The sequence below is a fragment of the Nocardia sp. NPDC004604 genome, from assembly GCF_040609795.1.
In the GTDB taxonomy this organism is placed as follows: domain Bacteria; phylum Actinomycetota; class Actinomycetes; order Mycobacteriales; family Mycobacteriaceae; genus Nocardia.
The window spans coordinates 1-17,032 of the sequence record NZ_JBEXLC010000055.1; the positions used below are offsets into that span (position 1 = coordinate 1).

Genomic DNA, 17,032 nt, shown 5'->3' on the forward strand with positions numbered 1-17,032 from the left:
CCATTCCGCTCTAGATTGTTCAAATCCTTTTTCTTTTGTTAATTCAATCGCTTCTTGTAAGGTATCTTTAAAGCTCGCCATTATTTAGTTCTTTCGCATCCCGCGACGTCAAGAACAACACCGGCACCTGGTTGCCGGACTCCCGCAGCCGCCGTGCCACCACATAGCCGTCCAGATCCGGCAGCATTACATCCAGCACCACGATGTCCGGTGGCCGCTGCGCCGCCACGGCCAATGCCTCGAGCCCACTGGCCGCGGTGTACACGTCGAATCCGCTCATCCGCAGCGCGGCGGAGAGCAGGTCGAGAATATTCGGCTCATCGTCGACGACCAGCACGCTCGCGGCCGGTGACGCGTCACGGTCGGGCACGGCTACACAATATGCCGCACCGCATGCCCCGATGCCGCCCAGAATCGGCAAGGGCCGATGACTCACAGCAAGCCGACAGATTCACCACAGCTGAGCATCGATTCGAATCTCCCGCCCGATCCCCTCGGACCTCAGCTACCGCCCCGCATCGCCACAGCAGACTATCCGGCAACACTTCGGCGGCCACCGACCAACGCTTCGACGCTACCGGGCATGATCGTGCGGACGTGCCCCGGTTACGCACCGTCCTGATCGACGCCCAGGGCCGCCAGGATGCGGTCCAACTTCGAACCGACATCAGAGAACCGGCCATCCAGTACCGAGAGCCGGTCATCGACAGCAGACAGCCGGTCGTCGATCACCGAGAACCGATCGTCGATCACGGAGAGCTTGTCGTCAACGGCAGAGAACCGACGGCAGCCGAAGGTCCGGAAATGCCGATCACGGAACATTCCGTGACACGGAGCCGCCTGAGACGTCCCTGATCCGGGTTACCAAGGCTCGCACGAAGGGTTCTCGGGGAGGGTTCACCCTTGCCAGTCCCAGTGCGCATAGATCTTCCCGGTGAGGTTCGACTCCCGCACGCCGGGGGTCTCGTCGCGAAAGGGGCTGCGGGTGTTGAGGGAATGAGCGAGGGCGTCGAAGAATTCGAGCAGCGTGTTGGCCCACAAAGTGCCTTCGAAAGCGCCCGAGCCGATACCCAATTCGATGACGTGACCGTAGGTCGGTCCGGGGCGGTGCTCGACGAACAAGATACCGGCATCGATGGAGTGAGCAATCGGAACCCATTGGTGGGCATGACCGTAGAGGGTCTCCTCACCCAAGCCCGATGCTCGATTCTCGGCGCTGAAGGTGGTTCGCCATTCGTGACCGGCGAGGATCCGGTCGATCGAGTCGAGCATGTACCCCATCGGCAGGAAGTTGGCGCCTTCGTCGGCACCCCCGTATTCGGCGTACACGGTGCCGTTGTGATGTTCGAGCAGTGCCCGGACGTCGGGGTGCAGCGCGAAACCCTGGACAGCTTCCAGGTGAGCGATCTGCTCGGCGGTGGCTCCGGGTTGCAGGGTCGCGACGGAGGCGGGCGAGTACATGCCGAGCAGATGGAGGAAACGAGTCCATACCTGGTCGAACGGAGCGGGGTGGGTCATGCGGTGACCATAGCGACGGGCAGTGACACCGCCCGGTGGGCAAATGTTCGCAAGGCTCCTGCTCGCCCACGACTGGCAACGTGGTGGTCCCTAACGGTGGCAAACGACATAGGCAGTGAACATGCCGAAGCGGCGGATAGGCGATCTATCCGCAAAGAACGGCCGTGCAATCTACGTGCAACAGACACCGGCCAAAATCGGTCATTCAAGGGAGCCAGGAGCGAACCGCCCCGATTGCCGGAACATCACGGCATGGTCCTGACCTGGGCCGGAACACTCGAACTCTTGTCGGGGTGACAGGATTTGAACCTGCGACCCTCCGCTCCCAAAGCGGATGCGCTACCAAGCTGCGCTACACCCCGTGACCTCGCGGCGAAAGAGAGCGCCGACGAGGATGAATCCTGCGTGGAGCGGGTGACGGGAATCGAACCCGCACCATCAGCTTGGAAGGCTGAGGTTCTACCATTGAACTACACCCGCAGGCATACGACACCGATGGGATCGCCACGATGTCGTGTGCGCACCGACTGTACCGAATGCAGCGCCGGAAACGCTAATCCGCCCCCGCCGAACGACTGTGAACAGTTGCCGGACGCGAGGCCACGACCCGGCCGGCAATAATAGCTTGCAGCTATCACTAATCGCTTCGAGCCACTCGGCCGTTCTCGCCGAGACATGAACGGGCCGGTAGCCACCCGATTTCAGCCCCGTTCGGCGCGCCGTCGGCGTGTCGGTCCGCGACTTTCCGGCGAACAGAATTCATGTGTAACGCCGGAGGCGCGGCAGCGATCACATACCCGATCGCCATTCGCCAGGGATCGAGAACTCGTTGTAAAACAGCGTTTTTCGGTGCCGAGTGGCTTGCTAGGATCCTTTTTGCCGGACGGGGGTATCTGGAAAGGGGGCGGTGAGCGTGCACCGAGCGAGGTGGACACAACCGCGTAGCAGTGGGAACGATCGGGGTGAAACCGGCACCTGCGTGGGAACAGGGCACCCGGGTACCGACATCACCCGCGGTGGGTGAGTGCGATGTCTGCGGATATCGAACCACCCGTAGCGCAGAAGGCTGGCGCGTGGGCGCGTGCGGTCTGCGCGGAACCGGGATCACACGCGTCACCAGAACAGCTGCAACCGGTGCTGGCCGAGATCATCGAGCAGCTACTGAAACTGGCCAGGTCCGAGCCCTTTCCGGTGCCCGAGGCGCGGATGTTGGGGGCACGGCTGGTCGAGGCGCCGTTCGAACGGACCAGAATGCTGGCCCAGGCCACCCGCTGGCTGCTCGGCTTCCCGGCGGGGGCGCCCGGGTCGCTGGTCGCCACGCGCTGGCCGCTGGTCGCCAGCCAGGCCATCGACAGCTATGCCCAGGCGCTGCAGGAACGGGCACTGGCCCAACAGGAACAGAACCTTTCGGCGGCGGTGTCATTGCGGGTACAGGAGATCGCCGCATTGCAGCATCGGCTGCGGCACGAGGCCACCCACGACGCGCTCACCGACCTCGCCAACCGCACGCTGCTACAGGACAAGGTGCGGCTGATGGCGGCCGACCCGAACCGAGGCGTCGGCCTGCTGCTGATCGATCTGGACCGGTTCAAGCAGATCAACGACAACTACGGCCATGCCGTCGGCGACGAGGTGCTCGTCGAACTGGCCCGCAGGCTGCGCGAGATCTGTCCGCCGGAAACCGTCATCTGCCGTTACGGCGGTGACGAATTCGTGCTCGCCACCAACCCGCACCACAACACCCTCGGCGATATCGCGCACCGCATCGTGGCGGCACTGCGTGATCCGGTGTGGTCGACGGCCGGTCCGGTACCGGTCTCGGCGAGTGTCGGCACCGCCTACTCACCGCCGGGCGAATCCTGCGATTTCACCGATCTGCTGCGCCGCGCCGATCGCGCGATGTACTCGGCGAAGACCGCCGGCGGTCGCCGCTTCGCCCTCGCCGAAACCGATAAACCCGACATCAAAGCCGTTGCGGGCTGATCCGCCACCACACGGTTCGGCTACCACCGAGGCCCGTTGATCACCGATGAGGTCATCAGCGGGCCTGGTAATCGTTCAGCTGGCTTGACAGCTGGGGCACCAGAACAGGTTTCGGCCCTCCAGCACGCTGTGCGCGATGGGGGTGCCGCAGATGCGGCATGGGGCGCCGGGGCGGCGGTACACGTAGGTGCGTGGGCGGTCGGCCGCATAAGACGGTTCACCGTGGTCGTGCTCGGGGCGGACGACGACCATCTTGCCGACCCGCACCCCGACCCGCATCAGCGCAACCAGATCGGTCCACATCGCGTCCCACTCCTCGGCGCTCAGCGACGTGCCTGGACGCTGCGGCGAAATGCCGTGCCGGAAGAGCAGTTCCGCGCGGTACACATTGCCGACACCGGCAAGCACCTGCTGGTCCATCAGCAGTGCGCCGATCGGCCTGCGCGAGCGGTGCATGCGCCGCCAGGCCCGTTCGGGATCGGCGCCGCGCCGCAGCGGGTCCGGGCCGAGCCGATCGGTCAGCGCCGTCAGTTCTGCGCGGGTGTACACCTCACAGGCGGTTGGGCCGCGTAGATCGGTACCGTACAGGCGATCATCGGCCGATGCGTCGCCGACGATCCGCATCCGCACCTGCCCGACCGGCTCCCCCATCGGCAACGCCACCTCGGTGAACACCCCGTACAGGCCGAGGTGCACATGCACGATGAGACCCGACTCGTAGTGGTGCAGTAGATGTTTGCCGTACGCCTCGGCCCGCGTGAGCACCTGCCCGTCGACCCGGGCGGCACCGGCGGCGAACTTGCCCTGCGGACTGGATACCCGCACCACTCCCCCGGCGAAGCGCCGTTGATGCAGTCGCGCCAGTCGGTGCAGCGTATGGCCCTCAGGCATCCGAGCCCGGCATCCTCTCTGCTCCACCACAGAGACGACCCGGGACACCGGGTCGCCTTGCGGGACGGCGTATTACGCGCTCAGTAGGCCGGAACAGCCGGGGGCACACCGGTCTTCTCGTACTCGGCCAGGATGTCGATGCGGCGCTGGTGGCGCGGCTCCTCGGACCACTTGGTCGAGATGAATGCGTCCACGATCGCCAGCGCCTCCTCGGTGGAGTGCATGCGGCCGCCGATGCCGATCAGCTGCGCGTTGTTGTGCTCACGGGCCAGCTGGGCGGTCTCCACGCTCCAGGCCAGGGCGCAGCGGGCGCCGGGCACCTTGTTCGCGGCGATCTGCTCACCATTGCCGCTGCCACCGAAGACCAGGCCGAGACTGCCCGGGTCGGCGACGGTGCGGCGGGCCGCCTCGATGCAGAAGGCGGGGTAGTCGTCGAGCGCGTCGTACTCGAGGGCGCCGCAGTCGACGACCTCATGGCCCGCCTGCTCCAGATGGGCCTTGACGTGATTCTTCAGTTCGAAACCGGCATGGTCGGCACCCAGGTATACGCGCATGGCTGCGATTGTGTCAGGCGTGTTCGGGCGTGCCGCGAGGGGGACATGCGTCACCGCGCCAGCGGGATCAACACCGGTAGCGGCCGCGGCGAATCGACCGGTATGCCACCCGTGTTCGCGGCCACTGGTACCGACCGCGCGACAACGGTTTCGAACGTCGTCTCCGGCAAGTGAATAGAGTTCTCTGTATGCAGCCGCCCGAATCCAAGCCGCCCCAGCAGGCGGGCCATCCCGCCGACCCCTATCCCGCATTGAGCGGATGGGCGCAGGCTCAGGACGCGACCGCCACATCGAGCGGGCATGTTTCCGACCAACAGGATTCGCCCCAGTACCCCTCGATGCCTCAATACCCCTCGACACCCCAGCCCTACCCCGGGTTGCCGTACCCGACGCCCCACTACGGTCCGGCGCCGTACACCCCAGGTCCCCACGGTGTGGTCCCGGCACCGCCCGGGACACCGCCGCAGCGCCAGCCGCGCGGTCTGTCGCCGTACGGTATGCCCGCGCGGCATCCGTGGGAGATTCCGCTGCTCGTGGTCGTATGTGTGATCACCACGCTCGCGTTGCTGCTGGCATTGCTGGTGTTCGTCGACCTCATCCTGGGCGGGAAGCTGCCGAGTCTGTACGTGGCGATCCTGGTCTTCGCGCCGATCGTGGTCTGGTTCCTGCGCGGTATGGGCTACGCGGCCCAGCGGGTCAACGCCGTCAAGATGTCACCGACGCAGTTCCCCGAGGGCTATCAGCTGGTGGTCGAGGCGGCGGCACGATTCGGGTTGGCCAAGGTTCCCGACGCCTACGTGGTACTCGGCAATGGGCAGATCAATGCCTTCGCCTCCGGGCACGGGTTCCGGCGCTATGTCGCGGTCTACAGCGATCTGTTCGAAATCGGCGGCGCCGCACGCGAACCCGATGCGCTCGCCTTCATCATCGGGCACGAGGTGGGGCATATCGCGGCCGGGCATACCTCGTACTGGCGCCAGCTCGGCATGTTCGTCGCGCCGTCGCTGCCGATCATCGGCAGCTCACTGATCCGGTCCCAGGAGTACACCGCCGACAACCACGGCTACTGCAACCGACATGTGGGGGCACCGGCCGCCATGGGCACCCTGGCCGCGGGCAAGTACCTGAACAAACTGGTCGGCTTCGACGAGATGGCCGACCGGGCCGCGGTGGAGAAGGGCTTCTTCGTCTGGGTCATCAATGCCATGGCCTCGCATCCGGTGCTGACCTGGCGAATGTGGGCGCTGCGCGACCGCAGCAGGCACGGCCGTCTGTTCTGGCGTCCGAGCCGTCCGGCCAGTGCGCCCCCGGCCGGTCCGTATCCGAGCAGCTACGGCGAGGTTCCGGCGCTGCCGCCGAAACCCGTGCCGTAGCGCACCGCACTCAGTCGAAGACCGGATCCTCGGTCCTGGTCCGCTTCAGCTCGAAGAAATGCGGGTAGTCGGCCAGGGTGACCGCGGCGTCCCACAGCTTCCCGGCCTCCTCGCCGCGCGGGATCCGCGAGAGCACCGGACCGAAGAACGCCTTGCCATTGATGTGGATGGTCGGCGTGCCGACATCGGGTCCGACCTTGTCCATGCCCTCGTGATGGCTCTTGCGCAGCGCCTCGTCGAATTCCGCGCTCTCGGCGGCCGCGGCGAGTTCGGCGGGCAGGCCGACCTCGGCGAGCGAATCCGCGATCACCGCGGCGAGGGTCTCCTTGCGGGAATCGCGCGCGTACTCCTCGCGCCGGTTGTGGATGCGGGTGCCCATGGCCGTGTACAGCGGGGAAAGCACCTTGTCACCGTGCTCCTGCGCGGCGGCAATGGCGACCCGGACCGGCCCCCAGCCGGTGGCGAGCAGCTCCTCGTACTGCGGCGGCAGCCCCTCCTTGCCCTCATTGAGCACCGACAGGCTCATCACGTGGAAGCGGGTCTCGATATCGCGGACCTGCTCGACCTCCAGGATCCAGCGGGAGGTGATCCAGCACCACGGGCACAGCGGGTCGAACCAGAAATCGGCGACATTCTTGGTGGTCGTCTCGCTCATGACCTGTTCCTCTCCATCGCATGCAGTTGGCGCGGTGGGCTCGGCACACCGCTATCCGTGGCCAACCACGAAACCGTGCGATTCGTTCCCGTGCCGGTCGCCGATTTCCCGAAAGGCGGCATCGGGTCCCAGTAGGGTTGACACGCAGGCATCCGGTTCCCTCCCGAAAAGGAGTCCGCAATGACCTCTGATCAGCGTTTCGTCATCGTCGGTGGCGGTCTGGCCGCGGCCAAACTGGCGGAGGCACTGCGCGACAATGATTTCGCCGGAGCCGTGACGCTGATCTGCGCCGAGGACTATCTGCCCTACGAGCGCCCACCGCTGTCGAAGGAACATCTGGCGGGCAAGAAATCGCTCGAGGAATTCACCGTGGATCCGGGCCAGTGGTACCGCGATCACCACATCGACGTGCGACTCGGCACCGAGGTCGGTGCGATCGATCGGACCGCGAAAACCGTGACGCTGCCGGATGGTTCGACGCTGGGCTACGACAAGCTCGCGCTCGCGACCGGTTCGACACCGCGTCGGCTGCCGATTCCAGGTATGGACGCCCGCGGCGTGTACACCCTGCGCACCATTGGCGATTCCGACACCCTGATCGAACTGTTCGGCACCGCCCGCCGCCTCGTCATCATCGGAGCGGGCTGGATCGGGCTCGAGGTCGCTTCGGCCGCGCGCGCCGCCCAGGTCGAGGTCACCATTGTCGAATCCGCCGAATTGCCGCTGCTGGCGGCGCTCGGGCCGGAAATGGCCCGGGTCTTCGCGCAGCTGCATCGCGACCACGGCGTCGACTTCCGATTCGGCGCGCAGGTCAGCGAGATCACCACTCATACCGTGGAGACGGATCTGGCGACCGGCGTCCGGCTCGCCGATGGCACCGTCATCGAGGGCGATGCGGTGCTGGTCGCGATCGGCGCGCGTCCGAATATCGAACTGGCTGCGGACGCCGGGCTCGCGACCAATGGCGGCGTGCTCGTCGATGCCGGCCTGGCCACCAGCGACCCGGATATCGTCGCAGTCGGCGACATCGCCGAGGAGCAGCATCCGGTGCTCGGCCGGCCGATTCGGGTAGAGCACTGGGCCAATGCGCTCAACCAGCCCGCCGTTGCGGCCCGGACCATGCTGGGCAAGTCCGCGTCCTATGAGCGGCTGCCCTACTTCTTCACCGACCAATACGACCTGGGCATGGAGTACACCGGCTATGCCGCGCCCGGCGAGTACGCGCGGGTGGTGGTGCGCGGCGATGAGGCCAAGCGCGAATTCGTCGCGTTCTGGCTCGACGCCGACAACCGGGTACTGGCGGGAATGAACGTGAACATCTGGGATGTCACCGACCGGATCAGGGAGTTGATCGGCCAACAGGTCGATCCGGACCGGCTCGCCGATCCCGCGACGCCCCTGTGATGCGGATCTCGGTCGACTATTCGAGAATGTGTCGAATCGGCGCGACGCGCTCCGACCGCATCGCGAGCGCGCCAGACGGGCGCACCAAAGGCCAGGGAGACCGGATATGAAGTACATGCTGATCAAGACCTACGGACCCGCCGCCAACTGCGACACCCCGATCACCGAGTGGACGCCGGAAGAGATCCAGGCGCATCTGGATTTCCAGCGGGCGCTGGGTGCGGAGCTGGCCGAGAACGGTGAGCTGGTCGACGCCCAGGGACTGGCCGGACCGGAGGATGCGCGGCTGGTGAGTTCGGACGGGCGCTCGGCACCGGTGATCACCGACGGGCCGTTTCCGGAGACCAAGGAATTCCTCGCCGGATATTGGATCGTCGATGTGGAGAGCCCGGAGCGCGCGCTGCAGATCGCCGCGCAGGCGTCGGCGGCACCGGGGCCGGGCGGACAGCCGATCGGTGAGCGCATCGAGGTGCGCGCGGTGATGGGTGTTCCGGCGACCGACCAATAGTCCGCGATGAGCACGACATTGCCCGCGGGCATCGAGGACCTGTTGCGCGAACTCGCGCCACAGGTCCTCGGCACCTTGGTGCGCCGGTTCGGTGATTTCGACACCGCCGAGGATGCGCTGCAGGAGGCCATGCTCGCGGCGGCGACCCAATGGGCCGCCGACGGTCTGCCGGACAATCCGCGCGGGTGGCTGATCCAGGTCGCGCACCGGCGGATGGCCGATGCGGTGCGTGCCGAAGTGGCTCGGCGGCGCAGGGAGACGACGGTCTTCGAACGCGATGTGCTCGATGCCGAGGCCATCGATCGGGATGACACGCTCGCCATGTTCTTCCTGTGCTGCCATCCGGCACTGTCGTCCGCGAGTGCCATCGCGCTGACATTGCGCGCGGTCGGCGGACTCGGCACAGCGGAGATCGCCAACGCCTTCCTGTTACCCGAAGCGACCATGGCGCAACGGATTACGCGTGCCAAGAAGAAGCTGGCCACCCTCGACCGGCCGTTCGCCCGACCCGGTGACGCGCAATGGCACGAGCGGCTCGGTTCGGTACTGCACGTGCTGTATCTGATCTTCAACGAGGGGCACACCAGCACCTCCGGGCCCGACCTGCAGCGGACAGATCTCGCCGCCGAGGCCATCCGCCTGACCAGATCCATGCACCTGCTGCTCCCCGACGACACCGAGGTGGCCGGACTGCTCGCGCTCATGCTGCTCACCGACTCCCGCCGGGCCGCGCGCACCGGGCCCCATGGTGAGTTGATTCCGCTCGCCGAGCAGAACCGCGCTCTGTGGGATCGCGCACTGATCACCGAGGGCACCACGCTGACGACCGGCACCCTCGCATCGGGCCTCACTGGCCCCTACCAAATCCAGGCTGCGATCGCGGTGCTGCACGCGCAGGCCCGACGTGCCGAGGACACCGATTGGACGCGAATCCTGGCGCTGTACAACATGATCGAGCGCATCTCGAAGAACCCGATGGTGACCCTCAACCGCGCCGTCGCCACCGCCATGGTCCACGGCCCCGCCGCTGGCCTCGAACTCGCCGCCACCCTCGACGATCAACTGGCGGGCAACCACCGCCTCGACGCGGTCCGCGGCCACCTACACGAAATGGCGGGCGATTTCGACGCCGCCATCACCCACTACACCGCCGCCGCCCACCACACCACCAGCTCCCCCGAACGCAACTACCTAACCCTGCGCGCCGCCCACCTCCACCACCACCCCTGACCCCACCACACCCGCCCTCCCCGCCGCCTCGATCGGGGTCGAGGGTTGAGAACGGCGACAGGCTGCCGGAGTCGCACGTCGGGCCAGCCCGGCGCGCACGGAGGCCCTGCCAGATCTGATAGCGGCGGCGGGGTCGCTGCGGTGGGGCCGTGTCGCGTGCGCGTCTAGTTGCGGTAGGCGGCAGACTGCTAGGTGTGGCTGGGAAATTCAGTGCTGGGATTCTGTTGTTCCGCCGGAGTTCCGGTGATGTCGAGGTCCTGATCGGGCATATGGGTGGACCGTTCTGGACGCATAAGGATGCGGGCGCCTGGTCGATTCCGAAGGGCGAATACGACCCGGAGGACGAAAGCCCCGAGGACGCCGCGGCCCGCGAGTTCACCGAGGAACTCGGCCTACCGGTGCCCGAGGGCGAGCGGGTGCCGCTCGGCGAGGTTCGTTACGGCAGTGGCAAATCCACCAAGAATCTCACCGTCTGGGCCGTCGAGGCCGACTTGGACCCGGCCGAAGTGGTGCCCGGCACCTTCGATATGGAATGGCCGCCCAAATCCGGCCGCACCGCCACCTTCCCGGAAATCGACCGCGCCGCCTGGTTCGACCTCCGCACCGCCCACGAAAAGCTCGGAAACGGCCAACGCCCCTACCTGGACCGCCTCGCTCAACACCTCAGCTGACCGCTTCCGCACCGCCCGAGACCCCGCCCAGCGGTCAGCGGGTTGCGCCGCCCCAGGCCTGCCCGGTGATGAGTTCGTAGGCTTCCATGTACTTCTGGCGGGTGGCTTCGACGATATCGGCGGGGATCTCCGGGCCGGGATATTCCTTGTTCCAGCCGGTGGAGGTGGACCAGTCGCGGACGAACTGCTTGTCGAAGGAGCGCTGGGGGCGGCCGGGCTCCCATTCGGCGGCGGGCCAGAAGCGCGAGGAGTCCGAGGTCAGCACCTCATCGCCCAGGGTGAGAGTGTCACCGTCCCAACCGAATTCGACCTTGGTGTCGGCGACGATGACACCGTGCTGCGCGGCGTGCGCGGCGCCTCGGGTGTAGATCCGCAATGTCAGATCGCGCAATTGCTCGGCGACCTCGCGGCCCTCCTGGTTCACCACGTCCGCGAAGGTGATGGGCTCGTCGTGGCCCTCGGATGCCTTACTGGACGGGGTGAAAATCGGTTCGGGCAGTTTGTCGCCATCGCGCAGCCCCGGCGGCAGTGCGACACCGGAGACCGTGCCGCTTTGCTCGTACTCCTTGAGCCCCGATCCGGTCAGGTAGCCGCGCGCGATGCACTCGACCTGCAGCATCTTCAGCGGCTTGACCCGAATGCCGCGACCGGCGAATTCCGCGGGCACATCGGTCGCCGAGACCACATGGTTGGGCACGTCGGTGAAGTACTCGAACCACCAGTTCGACAGCTGGGTCAGCAGCGCGCCCTTATCCGGGATCGGCGTCGGCAGCACCACGTCATAGACCGACACCCGATCCGACGCAACGAGCAGCAGCGTTTCGCCGTCCTCGTAGAGGTCGCGCACCTTTCCGGCGTGGATGTGCTTCACGTCGCGCTCCGATCCTGATCGATAGGGTTTATGGGAAAAACTTCCGCGCGGGCAACCTTACCGAGGTGGCATTGTGGTGAGTGCTGTGCCCGCCGGGCGGCCCGCCCGCACATGTTCTTCGACCAACGAAGGAGTCCCATGTCCGCACCGAACCTGACTCGCGACCAGGCAATCGAACGCGCCTCGACAGTGCAGGTCGAGAACTATCGCATCGACCTCGACCTGACCGACGGGGCGGGGAAGCCGGGCGAGCAGACCTTCTTCTCCCGCAGCACGGTCACATTCACCGCGACTGCGGGCGCGAGCACCTTCATCGATATCGTCGCCCGCGGGGTCCGCTCGGCCGTGCTCAACGGCACCGCGATCGATATCGCCGACTACGACGAGTCAACGGGCATCACACTCACCGGTCTGGCCGAGCGCAACGAACTGGTCGTCGAGGCCGACTGCGAATACTCCAATACCGGTGAGGGCCTGCACCGCTTCGTCGATCCCACCGATGATGCGGTCTACCTGTACTCGCAGTTCGAAACCGCCGACGCCAAGCGCATGTTCGCCTGCTTCGACCAGCCGGACCTCAAGGCCACCTTCGATATCAGCGTGACCGCCGCGCCGAACTGGAAGGTCATCTCCAACGGGGCCGCGGTCGATACGCTGCTCGCCGATCCCGGTAAGCACCTGTTTCGCACCACCCCGAAGATGAGCACCTACCTGGTCGCGCTCATCGCGGGCCCGTACGCGGAATGGACCGACGCCTACACCGACGACCATGGCACCATCCCGCTCGGCATCTACTGCCGCGCCTCGCTCGCCGAGCACATGGATGCCGACCGGCTGTTCACCGAGACCAAACAGGGCTTCGGCTTCTACCACAAGAACTTCGGTGTGCCCTACGCGTTCGGCAAGTACGACCAGCTGTTCGTCCCGGAATTCAACGCGGGCGCGATGGAGAACGCCGGTGCCGTCACCTTCCTGGAGGACTACGTCTTCCGGTCCAAGGTGACCCGCGCATCCTATGAGCGGCGCGCCGAGACGGTGCTGCACGAGATGGCGCATATGTGGTTCGGCGATCTGGTCACCATGAAGTGGTGGGACGACCTGTGGTTGAACGAATCGTTCGCGACCTTCGCCTCGGTGCTGTGCCAGTCCGAGGCGACCGAGTACACCAGTGCCTGGACCACTTTCGCGAATGTGGAGAAGTCCTGGGCATACCGGCAGGATCAGCTGCCGTCCACACATCCGATCGCCGCCGATATTCCGGATCTGCACGCGGTCGAGGTCAACTTCGACGGAATCACCTACGCCAAGGGCGCTTCCGTGCTCAAGCAGCTGGTGGCCTATGTCGGGCTGGCACCGTTCCTCGCCGGACTGCGCGCCTACTTCACCGAACACGCCTACAGCAACGCCACTTTCGACGATCTGCTCTCGGCACTGGAGAAGTCCTCCGGCCGCGATCTGTCCGACTGGGGCACGCAGTGGCTCAAGACCACCGGACTGAATATCCTGCGTCCGGATTTCGAGGTCGATCCCGGCGGCCGTTTCACCAGGTTCGCGGTCGTCCAGGAGGGTGCGGAGCCGGGCGCGGGTGAGCGGCGCGTGCATCGCCTTGCGATCGGTGTGTACGGCGAACGGGACGGAAAGCTGGTCCGCACCAACCGCATCGAACTCGACCTCGACGCGGCCGAGCGCACCGAAGTGCCCGAACTCGTCGGCGTGGAACGCGGCCAGCTGGTGCTGATCAACGATGACGATCTCACCTACTGCTCGGTTCGCCTCGATCCCGATTCGCTCGATGTGGTGCTGCACCGCATCCACGAAATCGTCGAACCACTGCCGCGCACGCTGTGCTGGTCGGCCGCGTGGGAGATGACCAGGCAGGCCGAGATGCGCGCACGCGACTTCGTCGCCCTGGTGCAGCGCGGAATCGGCACCGAGAGCGAAATCGGTGTGGTGCAGCGACTTCTGATGCAGGCCAATACCGCGATCGGCAGCTACGCCGATCCGGAGTGGGCGAATGCCACCGGCTGGACCGAATACGCCAACCGGCTGCTGGAACTGGCCCGTGAGGCCGCGGCGGGCTCGGATCATCAGCTCGCCTTTGTCAATGCGCTCACCGGCGCGCGGCTGCAGGCCTGGCACACCGAGGTGCTGCGCGAACTGCTCGACGGCGATCCGGCCACCGTCGGTCTGCCCGGTCTGGTGGTCGACACCGATCTGCGCTGGCGGCTGGTCACCGCGCTGGCGGCGGCGGGCGAGATCGATGCCGAGGGCCTCGACACTCCGGTCATCGACCAGGAATTGGCCAACGACCCCACCGCCGCCGGTAAGCGCCAAGCTGCGGCGGCGGCGACGGCGCGGCCGATCGCCGAAGTGAAGGAGCAGGCCTGGAACACGGTGATGACCGACGATTCGGTGCCGAATATCACCGCCCGCTCGATCGTCGGCGGGTTCGCACCGGCGGGCCAGGGCGAGCTGCTCGCACCCTATGTCGACCGCTATTTCGCCGAGGTGCCCGGGGTCTGGGAGCGCCGCTCCAGCGAGGTTGCGCAAACCGTCGTCGTCGGCCTCTACCCTGTCTGGGCGATCAGCGAGGACGCCGTGGCAACGGCGGACAAGTTCCTCGCCGGTGATCACCCGCCCGCCCTGCGCCGCCTGGTGACCGAGGGCAAGGCGGGCATCGAACGCTCACTTCGCGCCCGCGCCTTCGACGCCCGGGGCTGAACGAGCCGACGGCACCTCAGCCGGATCGAAACGGGGCGTGCAGATCATTGCGATGAGCACGCCCCGTTCGCATCTCTCCCGAGACACTGCAGGCCGCCGCTCGATGTTCCGTGCGGCACAACGCAAACGGCGCGTCCACCTTCGCAGGTGAACGCGCCGCGGTGAAACCGGTGGATCAGCGCCCGATGGCGGCGGCCATCACGCGGACCGCGGAAATCAGACCGTCGATGAGCTGGCCCTGGCGGAAGGAGCTCAGGGCGGCGGTGACGCCGAGCTGGCAGACGCGGTCATTGGCCCGGTCGGCGATCTCGCTGCCCGACCGGACCTCTACGGCCTTGTCGTTGGGCGAGACGGCGATGAGCACCGAACGTGCCGCCTCGGGGGTCGCCGGGAAGACCGCGTCCGCACCGGCGGCCGGATCCGCACCCAGATCGCCGATGAAGATGTTGAAGCGCACCTTGGTCGCGCGGGTCGCCTCGGTGAGCACGTTGTCCATGGCCAGCCGCTCGTCATCGCTGAACGGGGCTTCCTTGAACACCGCGCCGGCCTCGTGCACACCGGAGACGCGGCCGCTGCTGGTGATCACCGAACCGTGCGGCAGTTCGGATTCGAGTACCGCGGGCCAATTAGAATTTGCCACTTGCCCGGCCTCCGATCAGCTCCACCGCGGTGGACTCGATTGCCGCATGTCCATGCGACGACTCAGCAGTGTGGTGACCCGATCCGGTCACTTCGTCGGTAGCACTCCACAGCACGGGAGGCTGGGTCCACTTCTGACCGAGGTCGTAGTGGACCGGCTTCTCGCCGGGCAGTGGCTTGCCGAGAAACGACAATCCGGCGATCGCGCCGTAGATCACCAGCGGGATGCCGAGGAAGATCAGCACTGTCTCGAGAATGCTCACGACTGCACCTCGCTGGCGCTCGCCTTCGTCGTCCGCATGGCGCGCTGGCACATGGTTCGCTCGCTTCGCTCACTCACAGGCCTAACGGTAGACGATGCCGTGTAGTAGTTCGCGTTCTGGTCGAGCTCGTGTTGTCCGGTCACACCAGCCAGGCGGCGGCATTGGCGGCCAGCTGACCGTTCTCCGACGGGGCGCTGGCGAGCAGTACGTCACCGGGCGGCAAGGCGATCGGCACGGGCGAGGCGTTCAGCACACAGACCAGTCCACCGGGCCGACGGAAGGCGAGGCAACCGGCCGGGCTGCCGTACCACTCGACCCGCGGGCCCGCGAATTCCGGTCGGACACCACGCAATTCGATCGCCATGCGATACAGCGACAGGGTGGAGCCCAACGCCTCCAGCTGCGCCTCGACCGTCGACGCCGCCCACTCCGGCGGCATCGGCAACCAGGACTCGCCCGTGCTGAATCCGAACGGCGGCGCTGCCCCCTCCCATGGAATCGGCACCCGGCAGCCGTCGCGTCCGCGCTCGGTATGTCCGGAACGTTCCCAGACCGGATCCCGCAGCGCCGCCTCGGGCAGATCGTCGACATTGGGGAGCCCGAGTTCGGCGCCGTTGTAGATGAACACCGCGCCGGGCAATGCCAGCTCCACCATCATCATGGCGCGGGCCCGCGCCACGCCGACGGGACCGCCGCCGTACCGGGTGACCTCACGCGCGATGTCGTGATTGGACAGCGTCCAGGTGGGGACCGCGCCCACCGGCGCGACGGCCGCGAGCGAATTGTCGATGGCCGCGCGCACCGCGTCGGCATCGAACGGGGTCTCGGCGAGGCGGAAGTTGAAGGCCAGGTGCAGTTCGTCCGGCCGGACGTACTCGCCGAAGCGGGTGTTGTCGTCCACCCAGACCTCGCCGATCGAGACCGCGTCCGGATATTCGTCGAGCACCTTGCGGATGCGGCGGTGGATCTCGTGTACGGCGGGATTGTTGAAACGCGGATCGTCGTCGTCGTGCACCAGCATCTTGGTTTCGACGCGTTCCATATCGGGCAGGCCGTCCGGTTTGGCCATACCGTGCGCGACATCGAGGCGGAACCCGTCGACGCCCCGATCCAGCCAGAAGCGCAGCGTCTGCTCGAAATCGGCGGCGATCTCGGGATTTGCCCAGTTCAGATCCGGTTGTTCCGGCGCGAATATGTGCAGGTACCACTGGCCGGGCCTGCCATCGGGCTCGATAACGCGGGTCCAGGCGGGCCCGCCGAAGATGCTCGGCCAGTTGTTCGGCGGCGTCGCGCCGTCGGGTCCGCGGCCGTCGCGGAAGATGTAGCGCTCGCGTTCCCGACTGCCCGGTGCAGCGGCCAGCGCCGCCGCGAACCACGGATGCTGATCGCTGGTGTGGTTCGGCACCAGATCCATGGTCACCTTGAGACCGCGGTCGTGCGCCTCGGCGATCAGCTCGACCATTGCCGCCATACCGCCGAAGAGCGGGTCGATATCGCGCGGGTCGGCGACGTCGTAGCCGCCGTCGGCCATGGGAGAGCGCATCACCGGACAGATCCAGAGTGCGTCGACCCCGAGTAGTTCCAGGTAGCCGAGCTTGTCGCGAATCCCGCGGAGATCGCCGATCCCGTCACCGTCGGAGTCCGCGAAGGATCTCGGATAGATCTGGTAGAACATGGCCGACCGCCACCAAGGTTGGGCGGTGCGATCCACCGGCGCCGGGATGGCAGGTGTATCAGTCACATCCGTAATA

17 protein-coding genes and 2 tRNA genes are annotated in these 17,032 nt (G+C 66.5%); 7 read left to right on the forward strand and 12 right to left on the reverse strand.

Going from position 1 to position 17,032, the window contains the following annotated elements; genetic code table 11:
* Positions 1-67: 67 nt before the first annotated feature.
* From ABZW16_RS20695 to ABZW16_RS20715, 5 genes are all read right to left on the reverse strand, one after another.
* A complete protein-coding gene (locus tag ABZW16_RS20695; RefSeq protein ID WP_354957560.1) occupies positions 68-370 on the reverse strand; it encodes a response regulator in 303 nt (100 codons plus the stop codon).
* 236 nt (positions 371-606) lie between these two features.
* Complete coding sequence (locus ABZW16_RS20700) at positions 607-753, reverse strand: hypothetical protein (protein ID WP_354957561.1); 147 nt, start codon at positions 751-753, stop codon at positions 607-609.
* 144 nt (positions 754-897) lie between these two features.
* Positions 898-1,518: an SMI1/KNR4 family protein gene (locus ABZW16_RS20705; RefSeq protein WP_354957562.1), complete on the reverse strand. Its 621-nt coding sequence runs from the start codon at positions 1,516-1,518 to the stop codon at positions 898-900.
* Positions 1,519-1,806: 288 nt separating this feature from the next.
* Positions 1,807-1,880 (reverse strand) — tRNA-Pro (locus ABZW16_RS20710).
* A gap of 44 nt (positions 1,881-1,924) precedes the next feature.
* Positions 1,925-1,998 (reverse strand) — tRNA-Gly (locus ABZW16_RS20715).
* Between the two features lie 549 nt (positions 1,999-2,547).
* On the opposite strand from ABZW16_RS20715, the gene ABZW16_RS20720 reads away from it, so the two are divergent.
* Positions 2,548-3,501 carry a GGDEF domain-containing protein gene (locus tag ABZW16_RS20720; protein WP_354957563.1) on the forward strand — a complete coding sequence of 318 codons (954 nt, stop codon included), beginning with the start codon at positions 2,548-2,550 and terminating at the stop codon, positions 3,499-3,501.
* A 75-nt stretch (positions 3,502-3,576) separates the two neighbouring features.
* On the opposite strand, the gene ABZW16_RS20725 is transcribed toward ABZW16_RS20720, so the two are convergent.
* Together ABZW16_RS20725 and ABZW16_RS20730 are read right to left on the reverse strand one after the other, a co-directional pair.
* Entirely contained in the window at positions 3,577-4,392 is an 816-nt protein-coding gene (locus ABZW16_RS20725; RefSeq protein ID WP_354957564.1) for a DNA-formamidopyrimidine glycosylase family protein, read from the reverse strand.
* Positions 4,393-4,472: 80 nt separating this feature from the next.
* A complete protein-coding gene (locus tag ABZW16_RS20730; RefSeq protein WP_354957565.1) occupies positions 4,473-4,946 on the reverse strand; it encodes a ribose-5-phosphate isomerase in 474 nt (157 codons plus the stop codon).
* Between the two features lie 188 nt (positions 4,947-5,134).
* Between ABZW16_RS20730 and ABZW16_RS20735 the strand changes: the two genes are divergently transcribed.
* Entirely contained in the window at positions 5,135-6,319 is a 1,185-nt protein-coding gene (locus ABZW16_RS20735; RefSeq protein WP_354957566.1) for a M48 family metalloprotease, read from the forward strand.
* 10 nt (positions 6,320-6,329) lie between these two features.
* Here the strand turns inward: ABZW16_RS20735 and ABZW16_RS20740 are convergent, their stop codons facing one another.
* The gene (locus ABZW16_RS20740; protein WP_354957567.1) at positions 6,330-6,974 is read right to left on the reverse strand and encodes a DsbA family protein; all 645 of its coding nucleotides are present in this window, start codon (positions 6,972-6,974) and stop codon (positions 6,330-6,332) included.
* A gap of 180 nt (positions 6,975-7,154) precedes the next feature.
* Between ABZW16_RS20740 and ABZW16_RS20745 the strand changes: the two genes are divergently transcribed.
* From ABZW16_RS20745 to ABZW16_RS20760, 4 genes are all read left to right on the forward strand, one after another.
* On the forward strand, positions 7,155-8,378 hold the full coding sequence (locus ABZW16_RS20745) for an FAD-dependent oxidoreductase (protein ID WP_354957568.1): 1,224 nt from the start codon (positions 7,155-7,157) through the stop codon (positions 8,376-8,378).
* Positions 8,379-8,484: 106 nt separating this feature from the next.
* The gene (locus tag ABZW16_RS20750; RefSeq protein ID WP_354957569.1) at positions 8,485-8,886 is read left to right on the forward strand and encodes a YciI family protein; all 402 of its coding nucleotides are present in this window, start codon (positions 8,485-8,487) and stop codon (positions 8,884-8,886) included.
* 6 nt (positions 8,887-8,892) lie between these two features.
* Complete coding sequence (locus ABZW16_RS20755; protein WP_354957570.1) at positions 8,893-10,116, forward strand: DUF6596 domain-containing protein; 1,224 nt, start codon at positions 8,893-8,895, stop codon at positions 10,114-10,116.
* 194 nt (positions 10,117-10,310) lie between these two features.
* Complete coding sequence (locus ABZW16_RS20760) at positions 10,311-10,787, forward strand: NUDIX domain-containing protein (protein ID WP_354957571.1); 477 nt, start codon at positions 10,311-10,313, stop codon at positions 10,785-10,787.
* A 34-nt stretch (positions 10,788-10,821) separates the two neighbouring features.
* Here the strand turns inward: ABZW16_RS20760 and ABZW16_RS20765 are convergent, their stop codons facing one another.
* Positions 10,822-11,658 carry a phosphoribosylaminoimidazolesuccinocarboxamide synthase gene (locus ABZW16_RS20765; protein WP_354957572.1) on the reverse strand — a complete coding sequence of 279 codons (837 nt, stop codon included), beginning with the start codon at positions 11,656-11,658 and terminating at the stop codon, positions 10,822-10,824.
* Between the two features lie 138 nt (positions 11,659-11,796).
* Between ABZW16_RS20765 and pepN the strand changes: the two genes are divergently transcribed.
* Positions 11,797-14,379: an aminopeptidase N gene (gene pepN, locus ABZW16_RS20770; RefSeq protein ID WP_354957573.1), complete on the forward strand. Its 2,583-nt coding sequence runs from the start codon at positions 11,797-11,799 to the stop codon at positions 14,377-14,379.
* Between the two features lie 175 nt (positions 14,380-14,554).
* Here the strand turns inward: pepN and ABZW16_RS20775 are convergent, their stop codons facing one another.
* The 3 genes from ABZW16_RS20775 to ABZW16_RS20785 form a co-directional block, all read right to left on the reverse strand.
* Positions 14,555-15,019: a DUF5130 domain-containing protein gene (locus tag ABZW16_RS20775; protein WP_354957574.1), complete on the reverse strand. Its 465-nt coding sequence runs from the start codon at positions 15,017-15,019 to the stop codon at positions 14,555-14,557.
* The gene (locus tag ABZW16_RS20780) at positions 15,006-15,281 is read right to left on the reverse strand and encodes a hypothetical protein (RefSeq protein ID WP_354957575.1); all 276 of its coding nucleotides are present in this window, start codon (positions 15,279-15,281) and stop codon (positions 15,006-15,008) included. Before ABZW16_RS20780 ends, ABZW16_RS20775 begins: the two co-directional genes overlap by 14 nt.
* A 139-nt stretch (positions 15,282-15,420) precedes the next feature.
* Positions 15,421-16,956 (reverse strand): alpha-amylase family glycosyl hydrolase, encoded by a 1,536-nt coding sequence (locus ABZW16_RS20785; protein ID WP_354957609.1) that lies wholly within the window; start codon positions 16,954-16,956, stop codon positions 15,421-15,423.
* Between the last annotated feature and the right edge of the window lie 76 nt (positions 16,957-17,032).